The organism is Shewanella sp. SW1, assembly GCF_025653545.1.
In the GTDB taxonomy this organism is placed as follows: Bacteria; Pseudomonadota; Gammaproteobacteria; order Enterobacterales; family Shewanellaceae; genus Shewanella; species Shewanella oncorhynchi.
In genome coordinates this window covers 99,549-123,146 of the sequence record NZ_JAKKSG010000001.1, presented here as the reverse complement: position 1 = coordinate 123,146, position 23,598 = coordinate 99,549, and the positions used below count along the sequence as shown (strand labels likewise).

General features: G+C 45.3%; 22 protein-coding genes and 7 tRNA genes. 9 read left to right on the top strand and 20 right to left on the bottom strand.

Annotated elements, in window-relative coordinates; translation table 11 throughout:
- Positions 1 to 36 precede the first annotated feature (36 nt).
- Together ftsH and rlmE are read right to left on the bottom strand one after the other, a co-directional pair.
- Positions 37 to 2,007 carry an ATP-dependent zinc metalloprotease FtsH gene (ftsH, locus tag L5M71_RS00645; RefSeq protein ID WP_173913187.1) on the bottom strand — a complete coding sequence of 657 codons (1,971 nt, stop codon included), beginning with the start codon at positions 2,005 to 2,007 and terminating at the stop codon, positions 37 to 39.
- Positions 2,008 to 2,036: 29 nt separating this feature from the next.
- Positions 2,037 to 2,666, bottom strand: a complete 630-nt coding sequence (gene rlmE, locus L5M71_RS00640) for a 23S rRNA (uridine(2552)-2'-O)-methyltransferase RlmE (protein WP_006082724.1) — start codon at positions 2,664 to 2,666, stop codon at positions 2,037 to 2,039.
- A 90-nt stretch (positions 2,667 to 2,756) separates the two neighbouring features.
- Between rlmE and yhbY the strand changes: the two genes are divergently transcribed.
- The gene (gene yhbY, locus L5M71_RS00635) at positions 2,757 to 3,056 is read left to right on the top strand and encodes a ribosome assembly RNA-binding protein YhbY (RefSeq protein WP_006082725.1); all 300 of its coding nucleotides are present in this window, start codon (positions 2,757 to 2,759) and stop codon (positions 3,054 to 3,056) included.
- An 89-nt stretch (positions 3,057 to 3,145) separates the two neighbouring features.
- Here yhbY and secF read toward each other — a convergent pair whose 3' ends face one another.
- From secF to L5M71_RS00600, 7 genes are all read right to left on the bottom strand, one after another.
- A complete protein-coding gene (secF, locus tag L5M71_RS00630; RefSeq protein WP_028761458.1) occupies positions 3,146 to 4,048 on the bottom strand; it encodes a protein translocase subunit SecF in 903 nt (300 codons plus the stop codon).
- A gap of 2 nt (positions 4,049 to 4,050) precedes the next feature.
- Complete coding sequence (gene secD / locus L5M71_RS00625) at positions 4,051 to 5,865, bottom strand: protein translocase subunit SecD (RefSeq protein ID WP_105251696.1); 1,815 nt, start codon at positions 5,863 to 5,865, stop codon at positions 4,051 to 4,053.
- A 225-nt stretch (positions 5,866 to 6,090) separates the two neighbouring features.
- The gene (locus L5M71_RS00620) at positions 6,091 to 6,660 is read right to left on the bottom strand and encodes a hypothetical protein (RefSeq protein ID WP_317630031.1); all 570 of its coding nucleotides are present in this window, start codon (positions 6,658 to 6,660) and stop codon (positions 6,091 to 6,093) included.
- Between the two features lie 385 nt (positions 6,661 to 7,045).
- Complete coding sequence (gene greA, locus L5M71_RS00615) at positions 7,046 to 7,522, bottom strand: transcription elongation factor GreA (protein WP_028761461.1); 477 nt, start codon at positions 7,520 to 7,522, stop codon at positions 7,046 to 7,048.
- A gap of 299 nt (positions 7,523 to 7,821) precedes the next feature.
- On the bottom strand, positions 7,822 to 8,640 hold the full coding sequence (locus tag L5M71_RS00610) for a DUF4198 domain-containing protein (protein WP_263205876.1): 819 nt from the start codon (positions 8,638 to 8,640) through the stop codon (positions 7,822 to 7,824).
- Positions 8,641 to 8,695: 55 nt separating this feature from the next.
- Positions 8,696 to 9,208: a DUF2271 domain-containing protein gene (locus L5M71_RS00605; protein ID WP_113939297.1), complete on the bottom strand. Its 513-nt coding sequence runs from the start codon at positions 9,206 to 9,208 to the stop codon at positions 8,696 to 8,698.
- A gap of 16 nt (positions 9,209 to 9,224) precedes the next feature.
- Positions 9,225 to 9,821: a PepSY-associated TM helix domain-containing protein gene (locus L5M71_RS00600; protein WP_212599331.1), complete on the bottom strand. Its 597-nt coding sequence runs from the start codon at positions 9,819 to 9,821 to the stop codon at positions 9,225 to 9,227.
- 470 nt (positions 9,822 to 10,291) lie between these two features.
- Here L5M71_RS00600 and L5M71_RS00595 point away from each other — a divergent pair, with 470 nt between their 5' ends.
- Positions 10,292 to 11,008: a hypothetical protein gene (locus L5M71_RS00595; protein WP_263206145.1), complete on the top strand. Its 717-nt coding sequence runs from the start codon at positions 10,292 to 10,294 to the stop codon at positions 11,006 to 11,008.
- A 208-nt stretch (positions 11,009 to 11,216) separates the two neighbouring features.
- Here the strand turns inward: L5M71_RS00595 and L5M71_RS00590 are convergent.
- The 10 genes from L5M71_RS00590 to L5M71_RS00545 form a co-directional block, all read right to left on the bottom strand.
- Positions 11,217 to 11,291 (bottom strand) — tRNA-Gln (locus L5M71_RS00590).
- 40 nt (positions 11,292 to 11,331) lie between these two features.
- A tRNA-Leu gene (locus L5M71_RS00585) sits at positions 11,332 to 11,416 on the bottom strand.
- 75 nt (positions 11,417 to 11,491) lie between these two features.
- Positions 11,492 to 11,568: transfer RNA gene (locus tag L5M71_RS00580), tRNA-Met, on the bottom strand.
- Between the two features lie 2 nt (positions 11,569 to 11,570).
- Positions 11,571 to 11,645, bottom strand: a tRNA-Gln gene (locus L5M71_RS00575).
- Positions 11,646 to 11,669: 24 nt separating this feature from the next.
- Positions 11,670 to 11,744, bottom strand: a tRNA-Gln gene (locus tag L5M71_RS00570).
- Between the two features lie 60 nt (positions 11,745 to 11,804).
- Positions 11,805 to 11,889, bottom strand: a tRNA-Leu gene (locus tag L5M71_RS00565).
- A 93-nt stretch (positions 11,890 to 11,982) separates the two neighbouring features.
- Positions 11,983 to 12,059, bottom strand: a tRNA-Met gene (locus L5M71_RS00560).
- 208 nt (positions 12,060 to 12,267) lie between these two features.
- Complete coding sequence (ychF, locus tag L5M71_RS00555; protein WP_028761466.1) at positions 12,268 to 13,359, bottom strand: redox-regulated ATPase YchF; 1,092 nt, start codon at positions 13,357 to 13,359, stop codon at positions 12,268 to 12,270.
- Positions 13,360 to 13,498: 139 nt separating this feature from the next.
- Positions 13,499 to 14,086, bottom strand: coding sequence for an aminoacyl-tRNA hydrolase (pth, locus tag L5M71_RS00550; RefSeq protein ID WP_263205868.1), 588 nt, complete (start codon positions 14,084 to 14,086; stop codon positions 13,499 to 13,501).
- Between the two features lie 165 nt (positions 14,087 to 14,251).
- Positions 14,252 to 15,529, bottom strand: a complete 1,278-nt coding sequence (locus L5M71_RS00545; protein ID WP_263205865.1) for an FAD-dependent monooxygenase — start codon at positions 15,527 to 15,529, stop codon at positions 14,252 to 14,254.
- A gap of 377 nt (positions 15,530 to 15,906) precedes the next feature.
- Between L5M71_RS00545 and miaB the strand changes: the two genes are divergently transcribed.
- From miaB to L5M71_RS00510, 7 genes are all read left to right on the top strand, one after another.
- Positions 15,907 to 17,331: a tRNA (N6-isopentenyl adenosine(37)-C2)-methylthiotransferase MiaB gene (gene miaB, locus L5M71_RS00540; protein ID WP_006082739.1), complete on the top strand. Its 1,425-nt coding sequence runs from the start codon at positions 15,907 to 15,909 to the stop codon at positions 17,329 to 17,331.
- 207 nt (positions 17,332 to 17,538) lie between these two features.
- Complete coding sequence (locus tag L5M71_RS00535; protein WP_263205863.1) at positions 17,539 to 18,588, top strand: PhoH family protein; 1,050 nt, start codon at positions 17,539 to 17,541, stop codon at positions 18,586 to 18,588.
- Positions 18,578 to 19,039 carry an rRNA maturation RNase YbeY gene (ybeY, locus tag L5M71_RS00530; RefSeq protein WP_105251690.1) on the top strand — a complete coding sequence of 154 codons (462 nt, stop codon included), beginning with the start codon at positions 18,578 to 18,580 and terminating at the stop codon, positions 19,037 to 19,039. The genes L5M71_RS00535 and ybeY overlap by 11 nt, the downstream gene beginning before the upstream one ends.
- 40 nt (positions 19,040 to 19,079) lie before the next feature.
- Positions 19,080 to 19,955, top strand: a complete 876-nt coding sequence (gene corC, locus L5M71_RS00525) for a CNNM family magnesium/cobalt transport protein CorC (protein WP_006082742.1) — start codon at positions 19,080 to 19,082, stop codon at positions 19,953 to 19,955.
- A 6-nt stretch (positions 19,956 to 19,961) separates the two neighbouring features.
- Complete coding sequence (gene lnt, locus L5M71_RS00520) at positions 19,962 to 21,536, top strand: apolipoprotein N-acyltransferase (protein ID WP_263205861.1); 1,575 nt, start codon at positions 19,962 to 19,964, stop codon at positions 21,534 to 21,536.
- Between the two features lie 10 nt (positions 21,537 to 21,546).
- Positions 21,547 to 22,050, top strand: a complete 504-nt coding sequence (locus tag L5M71_RS00515; RefSeq protein WP_263205857.1) for a Tfp pilus assembly protein FimT/FimU — start codon at positions 21,547 to 21,549, stop codon at positions 22,048 to 22,050.
- 188 nt (positions 22,051 to 22,238) lie between these two features.
- Entirely contained in the window at positions 22,239 to 22,898 is a 660-nt protein-coding gene (locus L5M71_RS00510; protein ID WP_113939289.1) for a class I SAM-dependent methyltransferase, read from the top strand.
- A 105-nt stretch (positions 22,899 to 23,003) separates the two neighbouring features.
- Here L5M71_RS00510 and L5M71_RS00505 read toward each other — a convergent pair whose 3' ends face one another.
- Positions 23,004 to 23,504 (bottom strand): zinc ribbon-containing protein, encoded by a 501-nt coding sequence (locus tag L5M71_RS00505; protein WP_263205854.1) that lies wholly within the window; start codon positions 23,502 to 23,504, stop codon positions 23,004 to 23,006.
- Positions 23,505 to 23,598 lie beyond the last annotated feature (94 nt).

The following is a 23,598-nucleotide window of genomic DNA, read 5'->3' as shown; positions in this document are numbered from 1 at the left end:
ACCCCTTTACGGGGTTTTCTTTAGTTTCACAACACATTACTTAGCTGGAGATTCATCAGGATCTTTCAGTTCTGGCTCAGCAGGTGCAGTCACACTGTCTTCAGCTTTCGCTGCAGGTTCACCATGACCATTGCCTTTATCGTTAGAACCACTGTCATCCACTTGCCAATCAGCAGGCTGACGCACTTCACGACGTTTCATTAAATCGTCAATTTGAAGTGAATCAATGGTTTCATACTTCATTAAAGCTTCTTTCATTGAGTGCAGAATATCGAGGTTATCCGTCAATATCTGTCTCGCTCTAGCGTAGTTTTTGTCGATAAAGACTTTTACTTCAGCATCGATAATGGTTGCAGTTTCATCGGACATCGCTTTGGCTTTACCCATGCTGCGACCTAAGAAGACTTCACCATCTTCTTCTGCATACAGCAATGGACCTAACTTGTCCGAGAAGCCCCACTGAGTCACCATGTTACGCGCAATAGATGTCGCATATTTGATGTCCTGTGATGCGCCAGTCGACACTTTTTCAGTACCGTAGATAAGCTCTTCTGCTAAACGACCACCGTAGGCGACCGAAATTTGGCTTTCTAACTTACGACGGCTCTGGCTCACTGAGTCAGCTTCAGGTAAGAAGAAAGTGACACCCAGCGCACGGCCGCGAGGAATGATAGTCACCTTGTGCACAGGATCGTGCTCTGGTACTAAACAACCCACAATAGCATGGCCTGCTTCATGGTAAGCGGTCATTTCTTTTTCAGCTTCAGACATCACCATAGAACGGCGCTCAGCACCCATCATGATTTTATCTTTTGCACGCTCAAATTCTTCCATGCCTACAACTCGGCGATTTCCGCGAGCCGCAAACAAGGCAGCTTCGTTCACTAAGTTAGCTAAATCAGCACCCGAGAAACCTGGCGTACCACGGGCAATCACACTCGCCTTCACATCTTCAGAAAGCGGCACTTTACGCATATGCACTTTCAAAATCTGCTCACGACCACGAACGTCTGGTAAACCAACGACCACTTGACGGTCAAAACGACCCGGACGTAATAACGCAGAATCGAGTACGTCTGGACGGTTAGTTGCCGCGATAACAATAACGCCTTCATTACCTTCGAAGCCATCCATCTCAACCAGCATTTGGTTCAGTGTTTGCTCACGTTCATCATGACCACCACCTAAACCCGCGCCGCGTTGACGACCGACCGCATCGATTTCATCGATGAAGATAATACAAGGTGCAGACTTTTTCGCTTGTTCAAACATGTCACGCACACGGGATGCACCGACACCAACAAACATTTCCACGAAATCAGAACCTGAAATAGTGAAGAAAGGGACTTTAGATTCACCCGCAATGGCTTTCGCCAGCAAGGTTTTACCTGTACCTGGAGGACCCACCATCAGTACGCCCGTTGGAATTCGGCCGCCCAATTTTTGGAATTTAGTTGGGTCACGCAGGTAATCAACCAGCTCTTTCACTTCTTCTTTTGCTTCGTCACAACCAGCAACATCGGCAAAAGTAGTTTTAATCTGATCTTCGCTCATCAGCTTGGCTTTGCTCTTACCAAAGGACATAGCGCCTTTGCCACCGCCGCCTTGCATCTGGCGCATGAAGAAAATCCATACCCCGATAAGCAATAACATTGGGAACCAAGAGATGAAGATTTGGGTAAGGAACCCTGACTCTTCGGCTTCTTGGCCCTTCATAGTGATGCCTTTACGATCAAGATCATTAATTAAATCTTGGTCATATAACGGCATGATAGTAGTGAATTTTTCACCAGTTCGTTTAGCACCTTCAATAGTACGTTGGTCGCTCTTAACTTCAACAGTTGCGACCTGTCCATCACGGACATTATCTAAGAAGGTAGAATAATCCATCTTCTGCGATGACGAAGAAGAGGGGGAGTAACCCTGAAACACTGACATCAGCACAACGGCGATGACAACCCAGAGTATTAGATTTTTTGCCATGTCACTCAAATTACTAGACCTCATTAAGTCTTGCGATTATTAACGCTAGGTTACTACAACTTGTACCCAGTCGCCACAAGATAGACTTCGCGGGAACGAGCCCGTGAAGAGTCTGGTTTACGTGTTTTAACGACTTTAAACACTGCTTTTACCGCTTTCATGTATTCGTCAAAGCCCTCCCCCTGAAAGACTTTTACCGCAAAACAGCCATTAGGAGCCAATACTTGATGGCACATATCTAACGCCAATTCCACTAAATACATGGCACGGGGCTGATCAACACTATCTGAACCACTCATGTTGGGTGCCATATCAGACAACACAACGTCAACTTTAGCATCACCGACGCGAGTAAGTAATGCTTGAAGGACTTTATCTTCACGAAAATCCCCTTGCAAAAAATCGACGCCGACGATGGGATCCATAGGCAAAATGTCACAGGCGATGACTTTACCTCTATCTCCCGCTAATTTAACTGCCACTTGAGACCAACCTCCCGGAGCAGCACCGAGATCAACCACAGTCATGCCTGGGCGAATTAGTTGATCCTTTTGCTGGATCTCCTCAAGCTTAAACGCAGCGCGAGATCGCAAGCCCATTTTTTGGGCGAGTTTGACATAGTGATCATCAAAGTGTTCTAGCATCCAGCGATTAGAACTGGCCGTACGTTTTATACCTGACATTTAAAATCCGCAACAATTGAGAGTTACACAAAGGCTATATAAGGGTAGAATAGCCGTTTTTCAACAGTAACTCAGCAAAAGTTGGTAGAAATGAACTTAACAACCAAACAAAAACAGCATTTAAAAGGTCTAGCGCATCCGCTAAAGCCAGTGGTGCTGCTTGGTGCCAATGGATTGACTGAAGGTGTACTCGCTGAAATTGAAAGCGCACTCGCTTATCATGAACTGATTAAAGTGAAAGTAGCCTCTGCCGACAGAGAGCTAAAAAATGCCATCGTTGATGCCATAGTACGTGAAACTCAATCCGCAAAAGTGCAACTTATTGGTCATATTCTGGTGATTTATCGTCAATCACCAGAAATGAAAATTGCTTTGCCAAAGGCAAAGTAATTTTTCTTGATTTTATCGTGTTAACAAAAAGGCCATTCAATCGAGTGGCCTTTTTGTTTTCGCTGTTAATTTAAGCGATTAGCATAGCCCTAAGGTGTTTCAGAAATCACTTGTTCCTTATAATGCTCAGGCGTTAAGCCTAATAACTCAGGCAATGAGGTACCAACTGAAATCGAAGAGAATGTGCCAGTTAATATACCGATAAACATTGCAATCGAAAATCCTTCCAGCGGTCCACCGCCCATGATCCACAGCGCACCGACCGTCATTAAGGTTGTTCCTGAGGTCACCATAGTGCGAGAAAACGTCGCCACAATTGCTTGGTTGTTAATGTCTTGAATAGCAAGCTTTGGCTTAGCAATCAATAATTCACGAATACGGTCAGCGATAATGATCGAATCGTTTAAGGAATAACCTAAAATCGCCAGCACAGCCGCAAGTATCGTTAAATTAAACTCCATCTGAGTCAAGGCGAAAAATGCCAGCACGAACACTACGTCATGCACTAAAGCGAATAGGGCACCCGATGCGAGTCGCCATTCGAAGCGATAACTTAAATAACCTAATATCGCCAGCATAGCGACTAACAGCGCCAAACCGCCCTGCTCTGCCAATTCTTGACCAATCTGCGGCCCTACAACACTGCTGTTAAGCACTTGCACTTCAGAGTTAAGCGGCGCTAATACCTGCTGAATATCGATATTACCTTGCTCTGTATCGGCACTCTTTATATCGGAATAGCGCAACACCCAACGTCCCGGCTCACTGGCGGAGACTACACTCACTTCTTGCTGATAAGCGGCGTTGAGTAAAGGTTGCAATTCACTGCTGGTAATTTTTCTATCGATCTGCACTTCGGTGACGACACCGCCAGTAAAATCTAAGCCCCAGTTAAAACCTTTCACGCCGATTATGGTTAATGACACTAGCATTAACAAAATTGAGATAGCACTCGAAACATAACGCCATTTAGTTAGATTAATATTTTTCATGATTATACCTTCACATGACGGCTAGCATCACGTCCATAAACTAAGTTGATCAAGGCCCTTGAAGCAAAGATACCGGTAAACATGCTGGTCAATAGACCTAGACCTAAGGTCAAGGCAAAACCTTGGATTGGACCATTACCTATGGAGTAAAGCACCACAGCGGTAATCATAGTGGTGAAGTTGGCGTCAAAAATAGTAGAAAACGCGCTATCAAACCCCGTATCAATTGCCAGCGCAAAACTGCGACCTTCCTTTAACTTATCTTTTATTCGCTCGAAAATCAGCACGTTGGTATCGACAGCCATACCGACTGTTAACACCAAACCCGCAATACCAGGTAAGGTCAACACAGCGCCAGGGATAAGCGCCAGTAAACCAAACAGGATCACCATATTGGAGATCAGCGCTATATTCGCCACCCAGCCGAGACGGCGATACCAAAGCGCCATAAACAGCAAGGTAATCCCCATCCCTAAACCAAGGGCAGCAAAACCGTTTTCAATGTTTTCAGCACCCAGCGTCGGGCCAATAGTGCGCTCTTCAACAATAGTCACTGGCGCCGTCATAGAGCCCGCTCGCAGTAACAGAGCTAATTGTTGTGCTTCTTGATAGGAGCCTGCACCCGTAATGCGAAAACGATCTCCAAGTTGGGATTGAATCGTCGCGACACTGATAATCTCTTGTGTTTGCTTTGCCTTACCTTGCTCATCACGGCTGTATTCGCTGTAAGACGTCGCCATAGGTTTGCCGATATTGGTACGGGAAAACTCAGACATTTTCTGCCCGCCCACACGGTCAAGGTTAATGTTCACCTCCGCCATGCCCATCTCGCCTAAACTCGCCCTCGCATCGACAATATGATCGCCACCCAGCACTGGTGTGCGGCTCACATAAATAGGCTTACCAGACTTATCGTTGAGTACCATAGCATTAACGGAGCCAGACTCTTTAACCTCGAAGAAAGCCAGACTCGCCGTAGCACCGATAACGTTTTTGGCGGCGGCAGGATCTTGTACTCCAGGCAATTCAATCCGAATTCGATGCTCCCCTTGACGCTGAACTAAAGCTTCAGTGATACCGAGCTCTTCAATACGGCTGCGCATCACTTGTAAGTTTTGCTGCACTGTCAAATTACGCAGTTTCGTTTGCTCTTCTTGGCTCAACTTAATCAGTAAACCCGCGCCATCAGCATTGGATAGCTGCCAATTAGGATAGGACTCTTTCATCATTTGACGCACAGCAGCACGGGCATCATTATCAGGCAACGTCATGTTTAACTGATGACTTTGGTCCAAATGCACGCTAGCACCACGAATTTTCTGTTCACGGATGAATTGACGTAGCGAATCAACAAGCGTCTCGGCCTGAGTTTGATAAACAGGATCAATATCAACATCGAGTAAGAACTGTACGCCACCGCGCAAGTCGAGCCCGAGTTTAATCGGCTGAAAGCCTAAGTTTTGTAACCAACTTGGCGCCGCACTGGCAAGGGATAAAGTCAATTCTTTTGGCTCTGCAACCATAGAAGACACTAAAGTTTTGACTAAGGTTTGTTGGTTATCCGCATCGAGGACAATTAAGGTTTCACCATTTTTTTGGTCGATACGTTTGACCGTCACGCCTTCAGCTTGCAGCTTATCTCGAAGGGCAATAGGTGTGAGCGTTAAACCCGCCTTCGCGCCCACCTGCACCGCCGCATCCTCACCGTAAAATGTCGGCAAGGCACTGAATAGCATCACGATAATAGTGACGATAAGAACTAAGTATTTCCAAGCTGAATAGTGATTTAGCAGCCGTTGATTGGGTTTTCTTTCCATGGGATTAACTCGCTATTTAACGCTCAGCATTTGAATCAAATCGCTAAGCGAACATATTGATATCAGTCCGAAACACGTAATTGAGTACCAGCGGCTAAGCTCGTAAGGCTCAAATCATCACTGCTTACTTAAGCAGCTATAAAAGTTTCGGTGAGTACAAAAAGGCAACAGCATGAAAAATCGATAAGAGTAGGCTCCTATCAACGTCATGCCTAAATAGGCGAGCTAAGCGGCTTGTTGGCTAAATCGATATTGAAGATTTGAGACTTTCCAACCCGAAATTCGGGCGGGGGAAGAAACAGCAGAAAGCGTCCAATCTGATGTGATATCAAGATCGGTGGGTTCAACGACATTGGATGTCGGTTCGGCAGTAAAGTCTACAGCGAGTACATATACTGGCTTGACCTCACGCACATTGTGCTGGGCAAGACTGATAAATCGCGGCGAATTTATCGGGGCAAAATCTAAGTCATCAGAATGACTTAGATAGTCAGAGCTCGGACAAGGTGCTGGCTGTGATTCTGAGTCTGCACTGACTAGATCGGTATCATGACTATTCGGTGAGCCGCAGCTTTCAACGGTTTGCGCATCAGACTGTGCATTAGATTGGGCGATAACATCGGCATCGGGCAAGCTTTGAGGCTCAGCGCTTAGCTTTGCATAGGGAGTCGAGCTATCAAGACTCACAGTATGCATCTGAGCATAATGGCGAGTTGCATCACTGCGCTGTACTGAGGGTTTTGGCGCATAGCTAGCCGAGTGTGCAATCAACATGATCGCCACGCAAACTAACATCAATCCTGTACGCCAATGTTTGACCAAAGCGTGCCCTCTTATAAAACATTATCAAACTAAAGATGAACCTATTCATTGTTAGCTTTTGATGCTTAACTGTGGGTCCATAAAGTGAAACTCGCGCAAAAAAACAACATACACATTTCGCTAATATTGATTTTGCTAGGATGGCAGCTTAGGTAAAAACCTACAAAGAGACAAATTAAACTTTGTCCATCTTACCCCGAATTCAACGCTGAAGCGCGATCGATATCCTTGGCTAAAGCCCTAAACTCAAGCCGTAAACAAACTTAATTCGCGGATAACAAAAAACCGCCCTAGGACGGTTTTAGTGATATCGCATGAGCCACGCTCACAACACTATAAGCAAAGTATTATAAGCAGATTATAAATACTGTACTGAGATGATTTCGTAATCTGTCATACCACCTGGCGTAGTAATAGACACTTCATCACCTTCATTTTTGCCGACTAAACCGCGGGCTATTGGTGAATTCACTGAAATCAGGTTTTCTTTAATATTCGCTTCGTCATCGCCGACTATGCGATAAGTCACTTCAACATCGGTATCGAGATTTAAAATAGTCACAGTGGCGCCAAAAATGATACGACCGTTATTCACCATCTTAGTGACGTCGATAATTTGCGCGTTAGATAACTTACCCTCAATATCACGGATACGTGCTTCACAAATACCTTGTTCCTCACGAGCCGCATGGTATTCCGCGTTTTCTTTCAAGTCGCCTAACTCTCTCGCTGAAGCAATTGCTTCAGTGATTTTAGGGCGACGGTCAAACTTGAGAATATCTAACTCTTTACGCAGCTGCTCTGCACCGACAACTGTCATAGGAACCTTAGTCATAACTTCTTTCGTCTCCTTTAAAACAAAAGCAACCCGTGCCAACGCTAAGGTCAACACAGTCAAATGAGGGTGGAATTGCACTATTCTAATCGTTATGCGCTTTTGATGCACCAAGAACAATGCATTGACGCAGCTTACCCAACCTTAAGCAGAGTTACCAGTAATCAAATTCAAATCTGTATACCTAAGGAAATTTCGCACACGTTTTAGTACGAAATGAATACAAAAATGCCCACTCGCCATTTAGACCGTGGGCATAAAGACTCAAAGCAAAAACCTCAAATTAGAGGTTAACTCATTTATTCAAGCCCAGCCTCAAAGGTCAAAAAGATTTCGCTAACTGTTTTATCAGCAAGGGATTGATCTGAATTAGGGCGCTCAATTGCCGCATGTAAGAGATAACGTCCTGCTGAAGGTAAGATCATTGAAACTTTACCGTCTTTATCTGAGGTAAATTCGATTTCCTCTGGTTTGTTACGATATAAGCTACCGTCTTTCATAATGGCGACTTTAACGCCTTCAACGGGCTTACCATCGAAAACAAATTGCAGGGTAGCAGCTTCGTTCTCAACAATATCTGCAGGATGAGTCACAGGCACTAGTTCTAAATATTCCCCCTTAGGCTTTAACACTTCCTCAGTTGGCTTATTACGTGTGACATAGGTTTCAACCCGCGACACATTTAAAGAACTTTCAAGTTCATAGGCTCCCTTTGGCATAGCAGCAGTTGTGGCTTTTTTATCCATACGGCTGCGTACAACCCCTTCTTTTCCTTTAACTTTATACTGAGAAAAATAACGAGGTGAAACTTCTTTTTCAAACTTATAAGTGCCATCTTGCATCAGTTGCACATCAAACACCGACTTACGTCCGCCCGTGTAACTTGAGCTTGGAGACGTTGGTTTTCCATTTGGCTGTAACACACGCACATCACTGGCACTAAAAGGTTTATCCATCATAAACACTTGATTGCTGGCAGACACATCTGAAGTAATCCACACAATTTCTTCACTTTCAGCCGAAACGTTGAAGTGGCTAGGTAAAATCCATCTGTCGTGGCTACTTGCCAATGGGCTAATACAAAGTGTGCCAAGTAATGTAATAAGACGTAATTTCATGCCTTTTCCTTAAGTTTAACGATTAATATACGGGCTAAATATTTAATGGATTGACTCAATGAGCCATGCCGCTTAAGCGTATGTCGATAACGCCAGTTTCTGTCGTGGCGGGCAACTGCACAGAGAAATCTCCTGCAGCTAAATCGATATTTTGTCGTACAAGATCGCGACCACCGTGTTCACGCACCACTTCAATAAATACAGTGTAAGTGGCAGGTTCAAGCACTTTTCCCGCCTCATCTTTTAAATCCCAATCGATTTTGTAATGACCCGCGGGACGTGTCGCAGATGCAATACCGTCAACAAAGCTCATATCTTCGCGTCCGGCTTTACGCCACCAACGACGGATATCTTTCAACCATTTATGGCCTTCATCCCATACCCAAAGGCTTAAGGTTTTAACCGTTTGCCCCTTGGCATCCTCAACCCATACGGCCACATAAGGTCTGTGATATTGCCCTTCGGTAATTTCAGGCAAAGTTAAATCGACTGTCATTTTAGGCGTCGCAAACGCCACAGAACTGACAAACAAAGCACTCACCGTAATGGTGCGAATAAGATGACGCATACTCGGCCTACACTCCTTATGGAACAAAATAAACATACACAAGCCCGCAACTACTGCTGACGAGTACCATGTATAACAATGACTTTTTGAGGCGCTTGGTTTGAGGCAGCAACAAATAAGCCCCAGTGAGCGAAAATAAAATGATAAGCACAGCGCTGAGATCGAGTATCCAAGCCCAAGCTGTGCCTGTGTTACGGCCCTTATGCAAATCATTCACTACGGCAACGACACCGTAATCTAAGGTTTCGACATAGGCTTGCCCGTCGAGTAAGTCCAATGTCAGACTCCGATAAGTACCAGGTCCTTTGCTGACTAAACTAATTTCATCTTCATCGATATCGGCACTCGCCATATCCATAGCCCATTCACTTTTCAACCAATGACCCGCAGCCAGACGCCATTGTGAGTCTTGGGCATTAACGGGTAACAAATAGGCTGGGATTGGCACTTGTTCCCGCTTAGGTTCCTGATCAGCTTGAGAAAACCAATTAGGATGATTTAACGTTATACCTGTCACCGCAAAAAACAGCATCAGCAATAATAAAGCCATAGACACATAAACATGAATAATGCGGGCAAAGGACAAAGATGACTTACTGACTCTTAATTTCAATGATGCACTCTCAAAAACAAACCAAAGAGAAATACCTCCAGAGTCTGCTTTCCCTATGCAGCTAAAGATAGAAATGAGCTGCATTAAACTAATTTAATGCGCCGAGATTAAATGAGATCTATTATCAAACAGAACAAAGTTTACAAACTTTACATATTCAATACTGAAAAAGAAGTTAAAAAGTAAGAAGAAAAATAAGTGCTAAAAATAAAGCACTTAGGGGTAAATCTGTTTTTAGCACTCAAAAACCATTACCTTCGATTAAATTAGCAGCAAATAATCTATTGTATCACCTGTAAATACCTATAAAATTCATAAGGATAAAATTCAACATTTGGGCTAATTTTTTTGCTTAAAATTTACTTTGCCACCCTCTCGTTTACCTTATGCCAATCAGCTACAATCCGCCGCCGGCGACTTGCTGGTACTTCCAAGGAAATATCATCTTGAGTACATCTCTGCTCAAAAAAATGCGCTGCCTGCATATTGTGTGGCTCGCATTAATGCTCAACGCCTGCGTTGCACCACTATTATTAATGTCACCTCAAGGCCAGCTCATGTGGGCCTTGCTTAAACCCCTTGTCGGTTTAGATCCGAACGATGTCGGATTATTCGAACAACCGCTCATCAAAAACCGTATGCAGGAATTGCTGGGTAAAAATTACGATACCACCCTATCCCTGCTCAAAACGGCCGACAAGATCCAACAGGAAGGTCCACTCATCTACTTAGTGTCAACTTACACCCCTGTCCCCGAAATGGCCGAAAAAGCGGGTCTTGTTTGGAACTCAGATACCAACCAAATGGCAGTCATGCTGATGAAAGGCGGTGCACCCTTAGTGATTTCTGAGCAATTCAGTAATCAGGTAGAAAAACGGGTCCCAAGTTGGCCGAAGGAATTAGCCGACTATACCGATCCACAGAAGTTACAACAAAAAGCCTTAGAAGCGGGCGCAAATCAAGTACAGCAACAATTAGCAATACCTGATGCTGTCAAAGCCGTTGCAACAGGTGATGTTAAAGCGGCCCAAGGTGCCGTTATTGATAGTGCGGTCACAGAGAATGCCGTCATTAAGAATGCTGCAATGCCAATCAATATCACTGAAGCGGCTGCAAAAGTCGCCGTTCCAGCGGCTCCAGCAGAAATAAAATCGCCACCTGTTACTCCTGAAGTCAAAAAGCAATAAAACGGATCACCACAGTGCCAGCTCAAATGGCACTGTGGATTAACTTTGAAAATAGCTGAATTGCCACAACCAACGGGAATTATAGAGACAAGGGAAAGGCTGGAAGGGCTAATATTGAAGGGAAACTGAAAGCAAAATAACGCTAAGCTGAAAATAGTTAAAAGTTAAAAAGCAAAAAGCCTGTCCGAAGACAGGCTTTTTAACTTTTTGGCTGGGGTACAAGGATTCGAACCTTGGGATGCCGAGATCAAAACCCGGTGCCTTACCACTTGGCGATACCCCAATAAACTGTGTTTAATCTTCTATCGAAGATTGCATTTTGATGGTACGGGAAGAGAGACTTGAACTCTCACACCTCGCGGCACCAGAACCTAAATCTGGCGTGTCTACCAATTTCACCATTCCCGCATCAAAATGTACCAAAATTGTCTATTCAACATTTTTGGATTTTTCTCTGATAAATCACTTTAACAGAGTTAAATATGGTAGCAATGGCGGGACTTGAACCTGCGACCCCAGCATTATGAGTGCTGTGCTCTAACCAGCTGAGCTACATTGCCAATGGCTGGGGTACAAGGATTCGAACCTTGGAATGCCGAGATCAAAACCCGGTGCCTTACCACTTGGCGATACCCCAATCAACTTGGAAACTGAGAAAAAATGGCTGGGGTACAAGGATTCGAACCTTGGAATGCCGAGATCAAAACCCGGTGCCTTACCACTTGGCGATACCCCAACTAACTCTGTTTCAAACATCCGCTATCGCCGATGTTTCTAAATTCATATATCTAAAAAATGGTACGGGAAGAGAGACTTGAACTCTCACACCTTGCGGCACCAGAACCTAAATCTGGCGTGTCTACCAATTTCACCATTCCCGCACAGCTTCATGTTTACATCGTGAAGAGATGCTAGCAATCAATGCTAGAGTAAATCGTGATTCATTTTATATAAGAAATTTATCTTAAATAAAATGGTAGCAATGGCGGGACTTGAACCTGCGACCCCAGCATTATGAGTGCTGTGCTCTAACCAGCTGAGCTACATTGCCACATCGATATTACGCGCACCTCTCAGCGAGGAACGGGGCGTATTATGCTTATTCGAGGTATCTAGGTCAACAGCTTTTTTTCGCTATTTCCCTTAGGTTAAGCTGTTCGGCTATTACTTCACCAAACTGAGCAACAGATGTGCTAAATAACACCTTGTTGCTCATACTTAGCTTAATTTATCGAGACTTACAGCGTGAATAAGCTTTGCTATACGTTAAACAGGAAATGCATCACATCGCCATCTTTAACAATATAGGTTTTACCTTCCACGCGTAACTTACCGGCTTCTTTCGCGCCAGCTTCACCTTTGTGGGCAATAAAGTCATCAAATGCCATCACTTGGGCACGGATAAAACCGCGTTCAAAATCGGTATGGATAACGCCCGCCGCTTGCGGAGCACTCGCACCCACTGGCACAGTCCAAGCACGCACTTCTTTCACGCCTGCGGTGAAATAGGTTTGCAGATTCAGTAATTCATAACCTGCGCGGATCACACGATCTAAACCTGGTTCTTCGATACCCAGATCCGCCATAAACTCATCGCGCTCCTCGATTTCCATCTCGGCCAGTTCAGATTCAATCGCCGCACATACGGCAACAACGATAGCGTTTTCAGTGGCAGCAATGGCGCGAACGGCATCTAAGTGCGGGTTATTTTCAAAACCATCTTCCGCAACGTTAGCAATATACATGGTCGGTTTTAAGGTTAAGAAGTTCAGGTAAGCCACCGCTTCCAGCTCTTCTTTCGATAAATCCATTGAACGCAACATTTTAGCTTCGTCTAAAATGGGGCGCATTTTTTCTAATACTTCCACTTCAAACTTAGCGTCTTTATCACCACCTTTAGCACGTTTCTGCTGACGCTGAACCGCACGCTCTAAACTGTCTAAGTCAGCTAACGCTAATTCAGTGTTGATGACTTCGATATCGCCAGCAGGGTCAACCTTGTTAGCAACGTGAACAATGTTGTCATCATCAAAACAACGTACGACATGACCAATCGCATCGGTTTCACGGATGTTAGCGAGGAACTTGTTACCTAAGCCTTCACCTTTAGATGCGCCAGCCACAAGACCCGCAATATCCACGAATTCCATGGTGGTAGGTAACACACGTTGTGGATTCACAATCGCAGCTAACGCATCCAGACGTGGATCCGGCACAGGTACAACACCAGTGTTAGGTTCAATGGTACAAAACGGGAAGTTAGCCGCTTCGATGCCAGCCTTAGTTAACGCATTAAAAAGCGTTGATTTACCTACGTTAGGAAGACCAACAATGCCGCATTTAAAACCCATATGCTTACCTTTCTCTCGATTATTGGCTGACAAGTCACACTCATCAGCGAGGTTTAGTCGTCCTGCCCTATGGCAGCACATTACTGAATAATTAAATCACTTGAATCACTTAACACTTGAGTCTCGCCAAAGGCAAAACCTACTCCGCTTTAAAGGAGTGTAATCTGTTCATGGCTTTCACCATGTCTTGTTTAAACAAAATTTCGGTAGAACGCACGGCTTCATCTATCGCCGCCTCGATAAGCTCTTGCTCTTTAGCAGGTGCTTTTCCCAGTACGTACCCACTCACTTGATTTTTATCACCGGGATGACCGATACCTAAGCGTAAACGGTAGAAGTTTTTATCGTTAGCCAGTTTAGCAATAATATCTTTCAGACCATTGTGGCCGCCATGACCGCCACCGAGCTTAAACTTAGCCACACCGGGCGGCAGATCGAGTTCATCGTGAGCGACCAGAATCTCTTCCGGCGTGATGCGAAAAAAATTCGCCAAAGTGCCAACCGCTTTACCGCTTAAATTCATATAAGTCGTCGGGATCAATAAGCGGACATCTTTACCGTGCAATACGGCTCTGGCGGTCAAACCAAAATACTTACTATCGGCCACTAAAGTCACGCCGCAAATTCTCGCTAACTCAAGTACGTACCAAGCCCCCGCATTATGGCGAGTGTGTGCATATTCAGCACCTGGATTAGCCAGACCAACTATTAATTTTATTTCGCTCATGACACTCAATATCGTTATTTCGTCGATGACAGCCGCGCAAAGTGCCGACTGAACTGACCATACCTGCTAAAAACGCGGCATTTTAGCACTCAAACCCCAAGTCAACAAATGCCACGTCATCGGACAGGAGCAGAACATAAGGTCAGAACACAGAACAACAAAGCGTTAATTAAGTCCCATAGCATATTTAAGGACAGTCTTTTTGAGCGGGGAATTGATGTTTGCCAACTTTAACGCGCCATTACGCAGCAGCTTTAGCGGCAGAATATCGTTGCTAAAACCGGCGTAAAACAAATCCATCGCCGTCATCATCAATTGATTATCGCGATAACGTTTGCGCTGATATTGGGCAAGCACTTCATTCGACCACCAGATATTATCTTGGGCTAATGCATCCTTGATAACCGCTAAAAACGCTTCGACATCCTTAAACCCAAGGTTCACCCCTTGGCCTGCGAGGGGATTAATAGTGTGAGCGGCATCGCCTAAAATCACCACATTATGGCGATAGTAACTCTGGGCATGGCGACGAGTGAGGCCAAAACTGCCTTTATTCTCAACGGTAAAATCAGCGTCCAAACGCGCTGGAAAATGCACTCTTATCTGATCTGCAAGCTGTTTATTATTAAGCTGCATTAACTGCTTAATTCGATTGGCATCGTCGTACCACACCAGCGAAGCGTTATTGCCTGGTAAAGGTAATAATGAACGCGGTCCTTTGGGCGTAAACTGCTGCCAAGTCACATCCTGTTGCCCCTGTGCGGTGTTGATATTAATCAACATGGCCGATTGAGCGTAATCCCAACCCGAAATGCCAATTCCCGCCCATTGACGTACCTGCGAGTGAGCACCATCGGCGCCAACCAACAACTTAGCGGTCAGTTTACTATTTGACTGTAAGTGCACGCTCACACCGTCGCTATCGCGGGCAAATGCCACCACTTTATCGGGACAATATAAGGTGATGCCAGCTAATTGTGTCATCTGTTGCCACAGGGCAAGTTGGATTAAACGGTTTTCGACTATATGACCTAAATGGCTGGCACCAATTTGCGAACTGTGGAATTGGGTGATGCAGCCATCGAGCTCCCAAGTTTCTAAGCCCAAATAAGGCACATTACGCATCTTGAGCAATGAGTCCAAGGCGCCAAGACGTTCAAGCAGCGTTTCAGAAGCCACACTGATGGCCGAGACTCGCACATCTAATGGCTGTTCGGCTTGATAAGCCTCTGGCGCAAAAGATTCAATCACCGCCACTTGCAAACCCTGTTGGGCTAATCCAATTGCCGTCGCCGCACCAACCATGCCGCCGCCGACAAGAATGACGTCGAACTCAGTACTTTCAGCATGAGTGCCTTCAGCATGAGTAACGTCAGCATGAGTCACGTTAGAATCTGTGGTGTCGGATATCATCTGTGCATGTGTATCTTCAATCTGGCTCATCCTACTTACCACCTTAGTTACGACCTTAGTTAGCACCTTTAAGCCCTTCTGTATTTCTGCTCAAGCGACTTTTCACAAACCCGCTCGATTATGCCTTATATCAAGATACCACGGAAATGTTGAGCGCATTTCGATTCGAAATCCGTGAAGACATAGGCATTCAAGCCCGAATAGTTTGCTGGAAATAACGAAAGCTCAGCATGTTAACAATATTAATCTTGCCCAAATGCAGCCGAACAATAAAAACCTAGCATTTGTGAGGGTATCGCCCTTGGCAAAAGCCAACAGCTAAAAGTGTGGACAAAGCTGGTCAGCAGCCGTAACAGCAGGTAAAATGTCGCGCTATTTTTATTGGTCATCTTAGGGCGACACAACTGATGAGTAAGAAACTCCATATCAAGACTTGGGGCTGTCAAATGAATGAGTATGACTCATCCAAGATGGCTGATCTGTTAGGCGAATACCAAGGTTATACCTTGACTGAAGAAGCGTCTGAGGCAGATATTCTCCTGCTCAACACTTGTTCTATCCGCGAAAAAGCGCAAGAAAAAGTGTTCCATCAGCTAGGACGCTGGAAGACGCTTAAAGATAAAAATCCTAATTTGATTATTGGCGTGGGCGGCTGCGTTGCCTCACAAGAAGGCAAAGCCATTAAAGACAGAGCCCAGTGTGTCGACATTATTTTCGGACCACAAACCTTGCATCGTCTGCCCGAGATGATCGAGCAAGTGCGCCGTGGTGATAAAGCGGTTATCGATATCAGCTTCCCTGAAATCGAAAAATTCGACCGTCTGCCAGAGCCACGCGCCGAAGGCCCAACCGCGTTTGTGTCTATCATGGAAGGTTGCAGCAAATACTGCTCGTTCTGTGTTGTACCTTATACTCGCGGCGAAGAAGTCAGCCGTCCATCGGACGATATTATCCTTGAAATCGCCCAATTGGCAGAGCAAGGTGTGCGCGAAGTAAACTTGCTCGGCCAAAACGTGAATGCCTATCGCGGCGCAACTCACGATGGCGCAATTTGTACTTTTGCGGAATTACTGCGTTTCGTGGCAGCCATCGACGGTATCGACCGTATCCGCTTCACGACCAGTCATCCGATTGAATTTACACAAGATATCATCGACGTTTACGAAGATACCCCTGAGCTTGTAAGCTTCTTGCACTTGCCAGTGCAATCGGGTTCTGACCGTATTCTCACGGCGATGAAACGCGGCCATATGGCGATTGAATATAAGTCAATCATCCGCCGCCTGCGTAAAGCCCGTGAAGGGATTCAAATCAGCTCGGACTTTATCATTGGCTTCCCTGGCGAAACCAAAGAAGACTTTGCCGATACCATGAAGTTGATTGAAGACATAGGTTTCGACCACAGCTTCAGCTTTATCTATAGCGCACGTCCGGGCACGCCAGCGGCGGATTTACCCGATAACGTCGATATGGAAGAGAAAAAACAACGTCTGGCGATTCTGCAAGACCGCATCACCCAGCAAGCCATGCGCTACAGCCGCCACATGATGGGCACAGTGCAACGTATTCTGGTTGAAGGGCCATCGGTGAAAAATCCTATGGAACTGCGCGGCCGTACTGAGAACAACCGAGTGGTGAACTTCGAAGGTCAACCAAAACACATTGGTACTTTCGTGGATGTCGAAATTGTCGACGTTTACACTAACTCACTGCGCGGTGTCTTTATCCGCGGCGAAGATGAAATGGATCTACGTCGTAGCCTGCGTCCTGCTGAAATTCTGGCCAAGCGCAAGCAAGATGATGAACTGGGTGTGACTCAATTTAAGCCATAAGCGCTAAATCGGCTTAACTTAAAAAATACCTATATAAAGAAGGGCGACTTAGTCGCCCTTTTGCTTTCACGCACTTTTGTTTAAGTCTACCGAGGCAATTGTTATTTTCCGTTAGCAATTATCGGCTATGGCTCGTAAACTAAAATTATCTTGCGATGGTTAACCAACCTCGTACCCTGCTTTCTTATTCGCTATTGGGAGTGCTATTTGTCCAGTAAATTAACTACCATGAATCTGTATCTCGAACCCGCAGAAACACGCCGTTTGGCTTCACTGTGCGGTCCATTCGATGACAATATCAAGCAGATAGAACGTCGCGTTGGCGTTGAAATCGTCCGTAAGAACAATCATTTCCAGATCACCGGACTGCCACGCAATTGTTTAAGCGCCAACAACTTACTCAAAGAACTCTACATCGAGACCCAAACGGTTAAAGGCAGCACGCCCGATCTTGAGCCTGAGCAAGTCCATATCGCTATTCAAGCGGCCATTGCCCTAGAGCAAGCAGACGCTAACGACGACAGCGGTATTAATATCAAAACCCGCCGCGGTGTCATTAAGCCACGCAATCCGAATCAAAGCTTGTATGTAGCCAATATTACGCGTCACGATATTACCTTCGGTATCGGCCCTGCAGGAACGGGCAAAACCTACCTTGCCGTAGCAGCGGCAGTAGATGCGTTAGAGCGCCAAGAAGTGCGCCGCATTCTGCTGACTCGCCCTGCAGTGGAAGCGGGTGAAAAACTCGGTTTCTTACCCGGTGACTTAAGTCAAAAGGTCGACCCTTATCTACGCCCCCTCTACGATGCCCTGTTCGAAATGCTTGGCTTTGAAAAAGTGGAACGCTTAATCGAGAAAAATGTAATAGAAGTGGCGCCGCTTGCCTATATGCGCGGTCGTACCCTGAACGATGCCTTTATTATTCTCGATGAAAGCCAAAACACCACAATCGAGCAGATGAAGATGTTCCTTACCCGTATCGGTTTCAATTCCCGTGCGGTGATCACCGGCGACATCACTCAAACCGACTTACCTAAACATCAAAAGTCAGGGCTACGTCACGCGATTGAAGTGTTAAGCCAAGTCGAAGAAATCAGCTTTAACTTTTTTGTCTCCCAAGATGTAGTGCGCCATCCTGTGGTTGCCCGTATCGTTGAAGCCTATGAAGCCTTCGAGTTAAAAGAGCAAACCTTAAAAGCCAAAAAAGAAAGCCAGCACCAAAAGCAACAGCAGGAAGCCGAAACACATGAGTCTTGAGTTAGCCTTAGATATTCAACATGCCAGCACCAGTGAGTGGCTACCAACGGACGAACAATTCGCCCTTTGGGTCACTACCGCAATTGGTAATAGCATGGATGAAGCTGAATTAACCATACGTATCGTCGATAGCCGCGAGAGCCAAATGCTCAACAATACCTATCGCGGTAAAGACAAACCGACCAATGTACTGTCATTTCCCTTTGAAGCACCACCAGAAATTGAACTTCCTTTACTCGGAGATCTTGTCATTTGCGCGGCAGTCGTTGAAAATGAAGCCCGTGAACAACAAAAACCACTAGAAGCGCACTGGGCACACATGGTTGTACATGGTTGCTTGCATCTGCTAGGGTATGATCACATCGACGATGAAGAAGCCGAAGAGATGGAGTCATTAGAGACTCAACTCATTGAAAGCTTAGGTTTTACTGACCCATATAAGGAACAATAATTAGCTAAGATAATCCCTATCAAAAGCTAATGAGAAAACTATGAGTGACGATATCCCCCCTAGTACGAACGCCCACAAGAAAGGTTGGTTTGATAGAGTAAGTCAGCTATTTCAGGGCGAACCTCAAAATCGCGAAGATCTAGTCGATGTGATTGATGGTGCCGAGCAGCGCGATTTGATCACCCAAGATACCCGCGAGATGATAAAAGGTGTATTAGACGTTTCTGATATGCGTGTTCGGGATATCATGATCCCAAGAGCTCAAATTGTCGCCCTCCAGATAGACAATTCGGTCGAAGAGTTACTTGCGACTGTGATTGGTTCAGGTCACTCGCGCTTCCCCGTCGTTAACGAAGATAAAGACCATATCGAAGGCATATTGCTTGCCAAAGATTTGATCCCTTACGGTTTCTCCAACAGTGATGAGCCCTTCTCACTGGATCGCGTGATCCGTCCCGCCGTGGTTGTGCCCGAAAGCAAACGCGTCGATGTTCTGCTAAAAGAATTCCGCTCTCAACGTTACCATATGGCGATTGTGGTTGATGAGTACGGCGGCGTATCGGGTCTTGTGACTATCGAAGATATTCTTGAAGAAATTGTCGGCGAGATTGAAGACGAATTCGACCACGATAGCACTGAAGAAACCGAGATCCGCAAAGTCGGCAACACGGTTTATATGGTTAAAGCTTTGACGCCAATCGAAGATTTCAACGAAGAATTCAACACTGAATTCAGCGATGAAGAGTTTGATACCGTCGGTGGCTTAGTCTCACACGCCTTTGGCCATCTGCCAGAACGTAACGAGAGCATCATCATTGAAGGCATAGAATTTAAAGTCATCAATGCTGACACTAGGCGTTTAATCCAACTCAGAGTTAAACTCCCCGATCCTAATACTGGCGAAGACGTAGAATAATCACTCGTGCTAAAAAAAATTCGGGCTTTTGCCCAACAACAGTCCCAACCTAGTGCTGTGAGACTCGTACTGGCATTTGCCCTTGGCGCCAGTACGGCGCTTTCATTTGCGCCCTATTCCATTTGGATAATCTATCCGTTTGCCATGGCTATTGCCCTCTGGCACAGCCGAACGCTGAGCGCTAAGGCAAGCTTTTACTATTGGTTAAGCTTTGGATTTGGCTGTTTTTCCGTAGGGATCAGCTGGGTTCACGTGAGCATGGATACCTTTGGTGGTATGCCGCTCATTGCCTCCGTTGGGTTAATGGCCTTGTTAGCCTTGTATTTAGCCTTGTATCCCGCTCTAACTGGTTTAGCGCTGGTTTGGTTAACTAAAACGCTGAGCCATGATGGTAAAACTCGATTTGGTCTTTGGCGTAATCTCGCCCTATTCCCCGCGTTATGGACCTTGACCGAATGGGCTCGTGGCTGGGTAATGACAGGCTTCCCTTGGTTATGGGCGGGTTACTCGCAAACTCAAGGGCCGCTAAAACCCCTTGCCAGTATCATAGGCACACTGGGAATAAGTTTTGTATTGGCCATGTTCGCTGGTGCATTAGCGCTTTTTTTTACTAAGCGTTATAAGAGCTTACTGCTTTTATTGCCGCTCAGTATTCTGGCCGTGTGGGCTGCGCCTAAACTTTGGGACATTCATCCTACGGGTGAAAATGTTAAAGTGGCACTGGTACAAGGCAATATTCCCCAAAGCATGAAGTGGGAACCCGATGCCCTGTGGCCGACACTGTTAAAATACATGGATTTATCCCGCGAACATCTGGATGCCGATATCATTATTTGGCCAGAAGCGGCAATTCCAGCGCCAGAATCTATGGTGCAGGATTTTTTAGATAACGCCAATAAAGTCGCCAATCTAAACCATACCTCAATTATCACTGGCATTATTAGCCATCAAAACAATGAGTTCTATAATTCATTGATTGTGCTTGGTAATCATAATCAGAAACAACAAGCAGGCCCTGACTATGAGGGCGATGGTAGCAATCAATTTAAGAAACACCATCTGTTGCCAATTGGCGAATTTGTCCCCTTTGAAGCGCTGCTGCGCCCGATAGCACCTTTCTTTAATTTGCCCATGTCGTCCTTTACACGAGGCGAATATCAACAGCCGAACCTCAGCGCCCTAGGCCATAAAATCGCGCCAGCAATTTGTTATGAAATAGCCTTTCCCGAACAGTTGCGCGACAACGTTAATCAAGGGACAGATATACTATTAACTGTCTCTAACGATGCATGGTTTGGTAGCTCAAATGGGCCATTACAGCATATGGAAATCGCTCAAATGCGCGCGGTTGAATTGGGTCGGCCTCTATTACGCGCAACCAACAATGGCGTGACAGCCATAGTCGATGAGCATGGCAATATCACAGCGTCATTACCACAGTTTGAAATAGGCGTGCTAAGTGCAACTATTCCATTAGTCACAGGACAAACTTGGTTTGCAAAATTAGGCCAAATGCCCCTACTGATACTCTGTGGTTTAATCGTTCTACTCGGTCTTGCCCGACGTTTTAAAGCGCAATAGGATTTAGGTCATGCATTACCAAGTCAATAAACAAGATGTGGCAGGTTTTACCTTAATTGAACTTGTCGTGGTGATTATTGTGCTTGGGATCTTGGCTGTGATTGCCGCGCCTAAATTTATCGGTTTGAGTAAAGAGGCTCGGGTACAAACCTTAAGCCAATTACAGGCCAGCGTAAAAACCGCCAACACACTGGCCTACTCAAAAACCCAAATGCCTAGCCTACTGAGCCAAGCGGTAGCTGGGCGCGATGATATTATTGATATCGACCTCAATGGTGATGGCACGCCAGATACACGATTAAAATGGGGTTACCTCGATAATACTGATGTGGAAAAATGGATCACCTCAGATGATAAGCTCATCATTCAATATCAAGGCGTTGATATCACTTACATAGGTTACGATCTTAACAACAATACCTTAGTGGATGACGATCAATGCTATTTCCGCTACACCCAAGCCAGCGATGCCAGCACTGCGCCGCAATATGATATCAACACCCAAGGTTGTTAGGCTGACACTCAGTTAACCTGTGTTATCCCGCAATTGTCTGCGAATACATTAGGCTGATTGCGCGTTCCACGTTAAGGTGAACGATTAGACGTGGCCTTATACCAATCACAGTGACTGTGTCTGCATAGCCAATATGATTGGTACCATTACCTCGTTCCTTAACCAAGGTACACAGTCAAGGCAACTCTATGGCACAGCTTCGCGTGCGCTACCAAACCCACGAATTTGGGGATCTCGACATTCATGTCAGAACCCTAAGAAATAACCAAGAATTTGAAGACCTAGATGGCGAAGCTGAAAAGCTCGGTATTTCCTCCGCAACTTGGCCATTATTTGGCATAGTTTGGCCGTCTAGCCAAGTGCTATCCCATCATATGGCCGATTATCAAATTGATAATAAACGCATTCTTGAAGTTGGCTGCGGTATAGGGCTGGCAAGTCTAGTGCTAAACCACAGACATGCCGACATCACAGCAACCGACTATCACCCCGAGTCAGAGAATTTCCTTAAGCAGAATGTCGATTTAAATCATGGTCGTGCGATTCCATTTGTTCGAACTGGGTGGGCAGATGCACAAACTAATTTAGGTTTATTTGATCTCATTATCGGCAGCGATCTCTTGTACGAACAAGAACATGCCGATCTCTTATCACAATTTATTGAGCAGCATGCTAAACCAATTTGTGATGTAGTCTTAGTCGATCCAGGCCGTGGTAATCATGCAAAATTCAGTAAACGTATGGTGACCTTAGGTTACGAACATACACAACATAGACCCATTCACACTGAATTTTTATTAGCGCCCTTTGGCGGTCAAATCCTCAACTACTCTCGTACCAACAGTTGATACAGCCTAATTAATGCAGATATGAGCAATTTAGGTCTAGTCTAATAGAACTCAAAAAAAACGACGCAGAGGCGTCGTTTTAGCTGCATAACATCATCACCTTGATTAAGGCGTTAGCGGCTCGCGGGTAAATTCTTCATGATCACACTCTGGACAATCTGGGATGGGACTTGGAAATTCAATACTCATTTCATTGCCACAGTTAGTGCACACCATGATGCCCTGATTCACTATGTCACCACTCTTGTAGTAGCCTTGGTGCTTAAAATCTTGCGTTAACTCATGCCATTCGACTTGGCTGCGGTCGGTGATTTCACTGAGCCAATGCCAAAGCGTATTCTCTAAAGTAATCACGGTTGGGCTATGACTCAAACTATCCGCGTTCTGCTCACGGAGAAAACTCGTAATATCACGCTTTAAGAATTGTTCGACTAAAGCGAGTTCATCTTCCCCTGCCTGTTCTTTAAGACGTAAATACTCCTTACCTTGAGTGACAGAATTTAATAAGTTCTTTACAGTCATAGTGTTATCTTCTGAAAATTGAGATTTCACTTCGGTAATTAAGGCTTGATACAGTCCTAGTAACGCGTTACTTCTATCATTCATAACCAATACTCCTTCATACGAACCTTTTTAATGCATCGCTTCTAGTTTATTCTATGCAGATCTTACTCGCGCTGATATGGCGTTAGATCCAATA

Coding starts and splice junctions, on each gene's coding strand:
- L5M71_RS00515 (WP_263205857.1), top strand. CDS start 21,547: ATGCATTACCAAGTCAATAAACAAGATGTGGCAGGTTTTACCTTAATT.
- secF (WP_028761458.1), bottom strand. CDS start 4,048: ATGAAAAATATTAATCTAACTAAATGGCGTTATGTTTCGAGTGCTATC.
- ftsH (WP_173913187.1), bottom strand. CDS start 2,007: ATGAGGTCTAGTAATTTGAGTGACATGGCAAAAAATCTAATACTCTGG.
- ybeY (WP_105251690.1), top strand. CDS start 18,578: ATGAGTCTTGAGTTAGCCTTAGATATTCAACATGCCAGCACCAGTGAG.
- L5M71_RS00595 (WP_263206145.1), top strand. CDS start 10,292: ATGCGCTGCCTGCATATTGTGTGGCTCGCATTAATGCTCAACGCCTGC.
- miaB (WP_006082739.1), top strand. CDS start 15,907: ATGAGTAAGAAACTCCATATCAAGACTTGGGGCTGTCAAATGAATGAG.
- L5M71_RS00545 (WP_263205865.1), bottom strand. CDS start 15,529: ATGAGCCAGATTGAAGATACACATGCACAGATGATATCCGACACCACA.
- L5M71_RS00620 (WP_317630031.1), bottom strand. CDS start 6,660: ATGTTAGTTTGCGTGGCGATCATGTTGATTGCACACTCGGCTAGCTAT.
- L5M71_RS00510 (WP_113939289.1), top strand. CDS start 22,239: ATGGCACAGCTTCGCGTGCGCTACCAAACCCACGAATTTGGGGATCTC.
- L5M71_RS00605 (WP_113939297.1), bottom strand. CDS start 9,208: ATGCGTCATCTTATTCGCACCATTACGGTGAGTGCTTTGTTTGTCAGT.
- rlmE (WP_006082724.1), bottom strand. CDS start 2,666: ATGTCAGGTATAAAACGTACGGCCAGTTCTAATCGCTGGATGCTAGAA.
- secD (WP_105251696.1), bottom strand. CDS start 5,865: ATGGAAAGAAAACCCAATCAACGGCTGCTAAATCACTATTCAGCTTGG.
- corC (WP_006082742.1), top strand. CDS start 19,080: ATGAGTGACGATATCCCCCCTAGTACGAACGCCCACAAGAAAGGTTGG.
- yhbY (WP_006082725.1), top strand. CDS start 2,757: ATGAACTTAACAACCAAACAAAAACAGCATTTAAAAGGTCTAGCGCAT.
- greA (WP_028761461.1), bottom strand. CDS start 7,522: ATGACTAAGGTTCCTATGACAGTTGTCGGTGCAGAGCAGCTGCGTAAA.
- L5M71_RS00610 (WP_263205876.1), bottom strand. CDS start 8,640: ATGAAATTACGTCTTATTACATTACTTGGCACACTTTGTATTAGCCCA.
- pth (WP_263205868.1), bottom strand. CDS start 14,086: ATGAGCGAAATAAAATTAATAGTTGGTCTGGCTAATCCAGGTGCTGAA.
- L5M71_RS00505 (WP_263205854.1), bottom strand. CDS start 23,504: ATGAATGATAGAAGTAACGCGTTACTAGGACTGTATCAAGCCTTAATT.
- ychF (WP_028761466.1), bottom strand. CDS start 13,359: ATGGGTTTTAAATGCGGCATTGTTGGTCTTCCTAACGTAGGTAAATCA.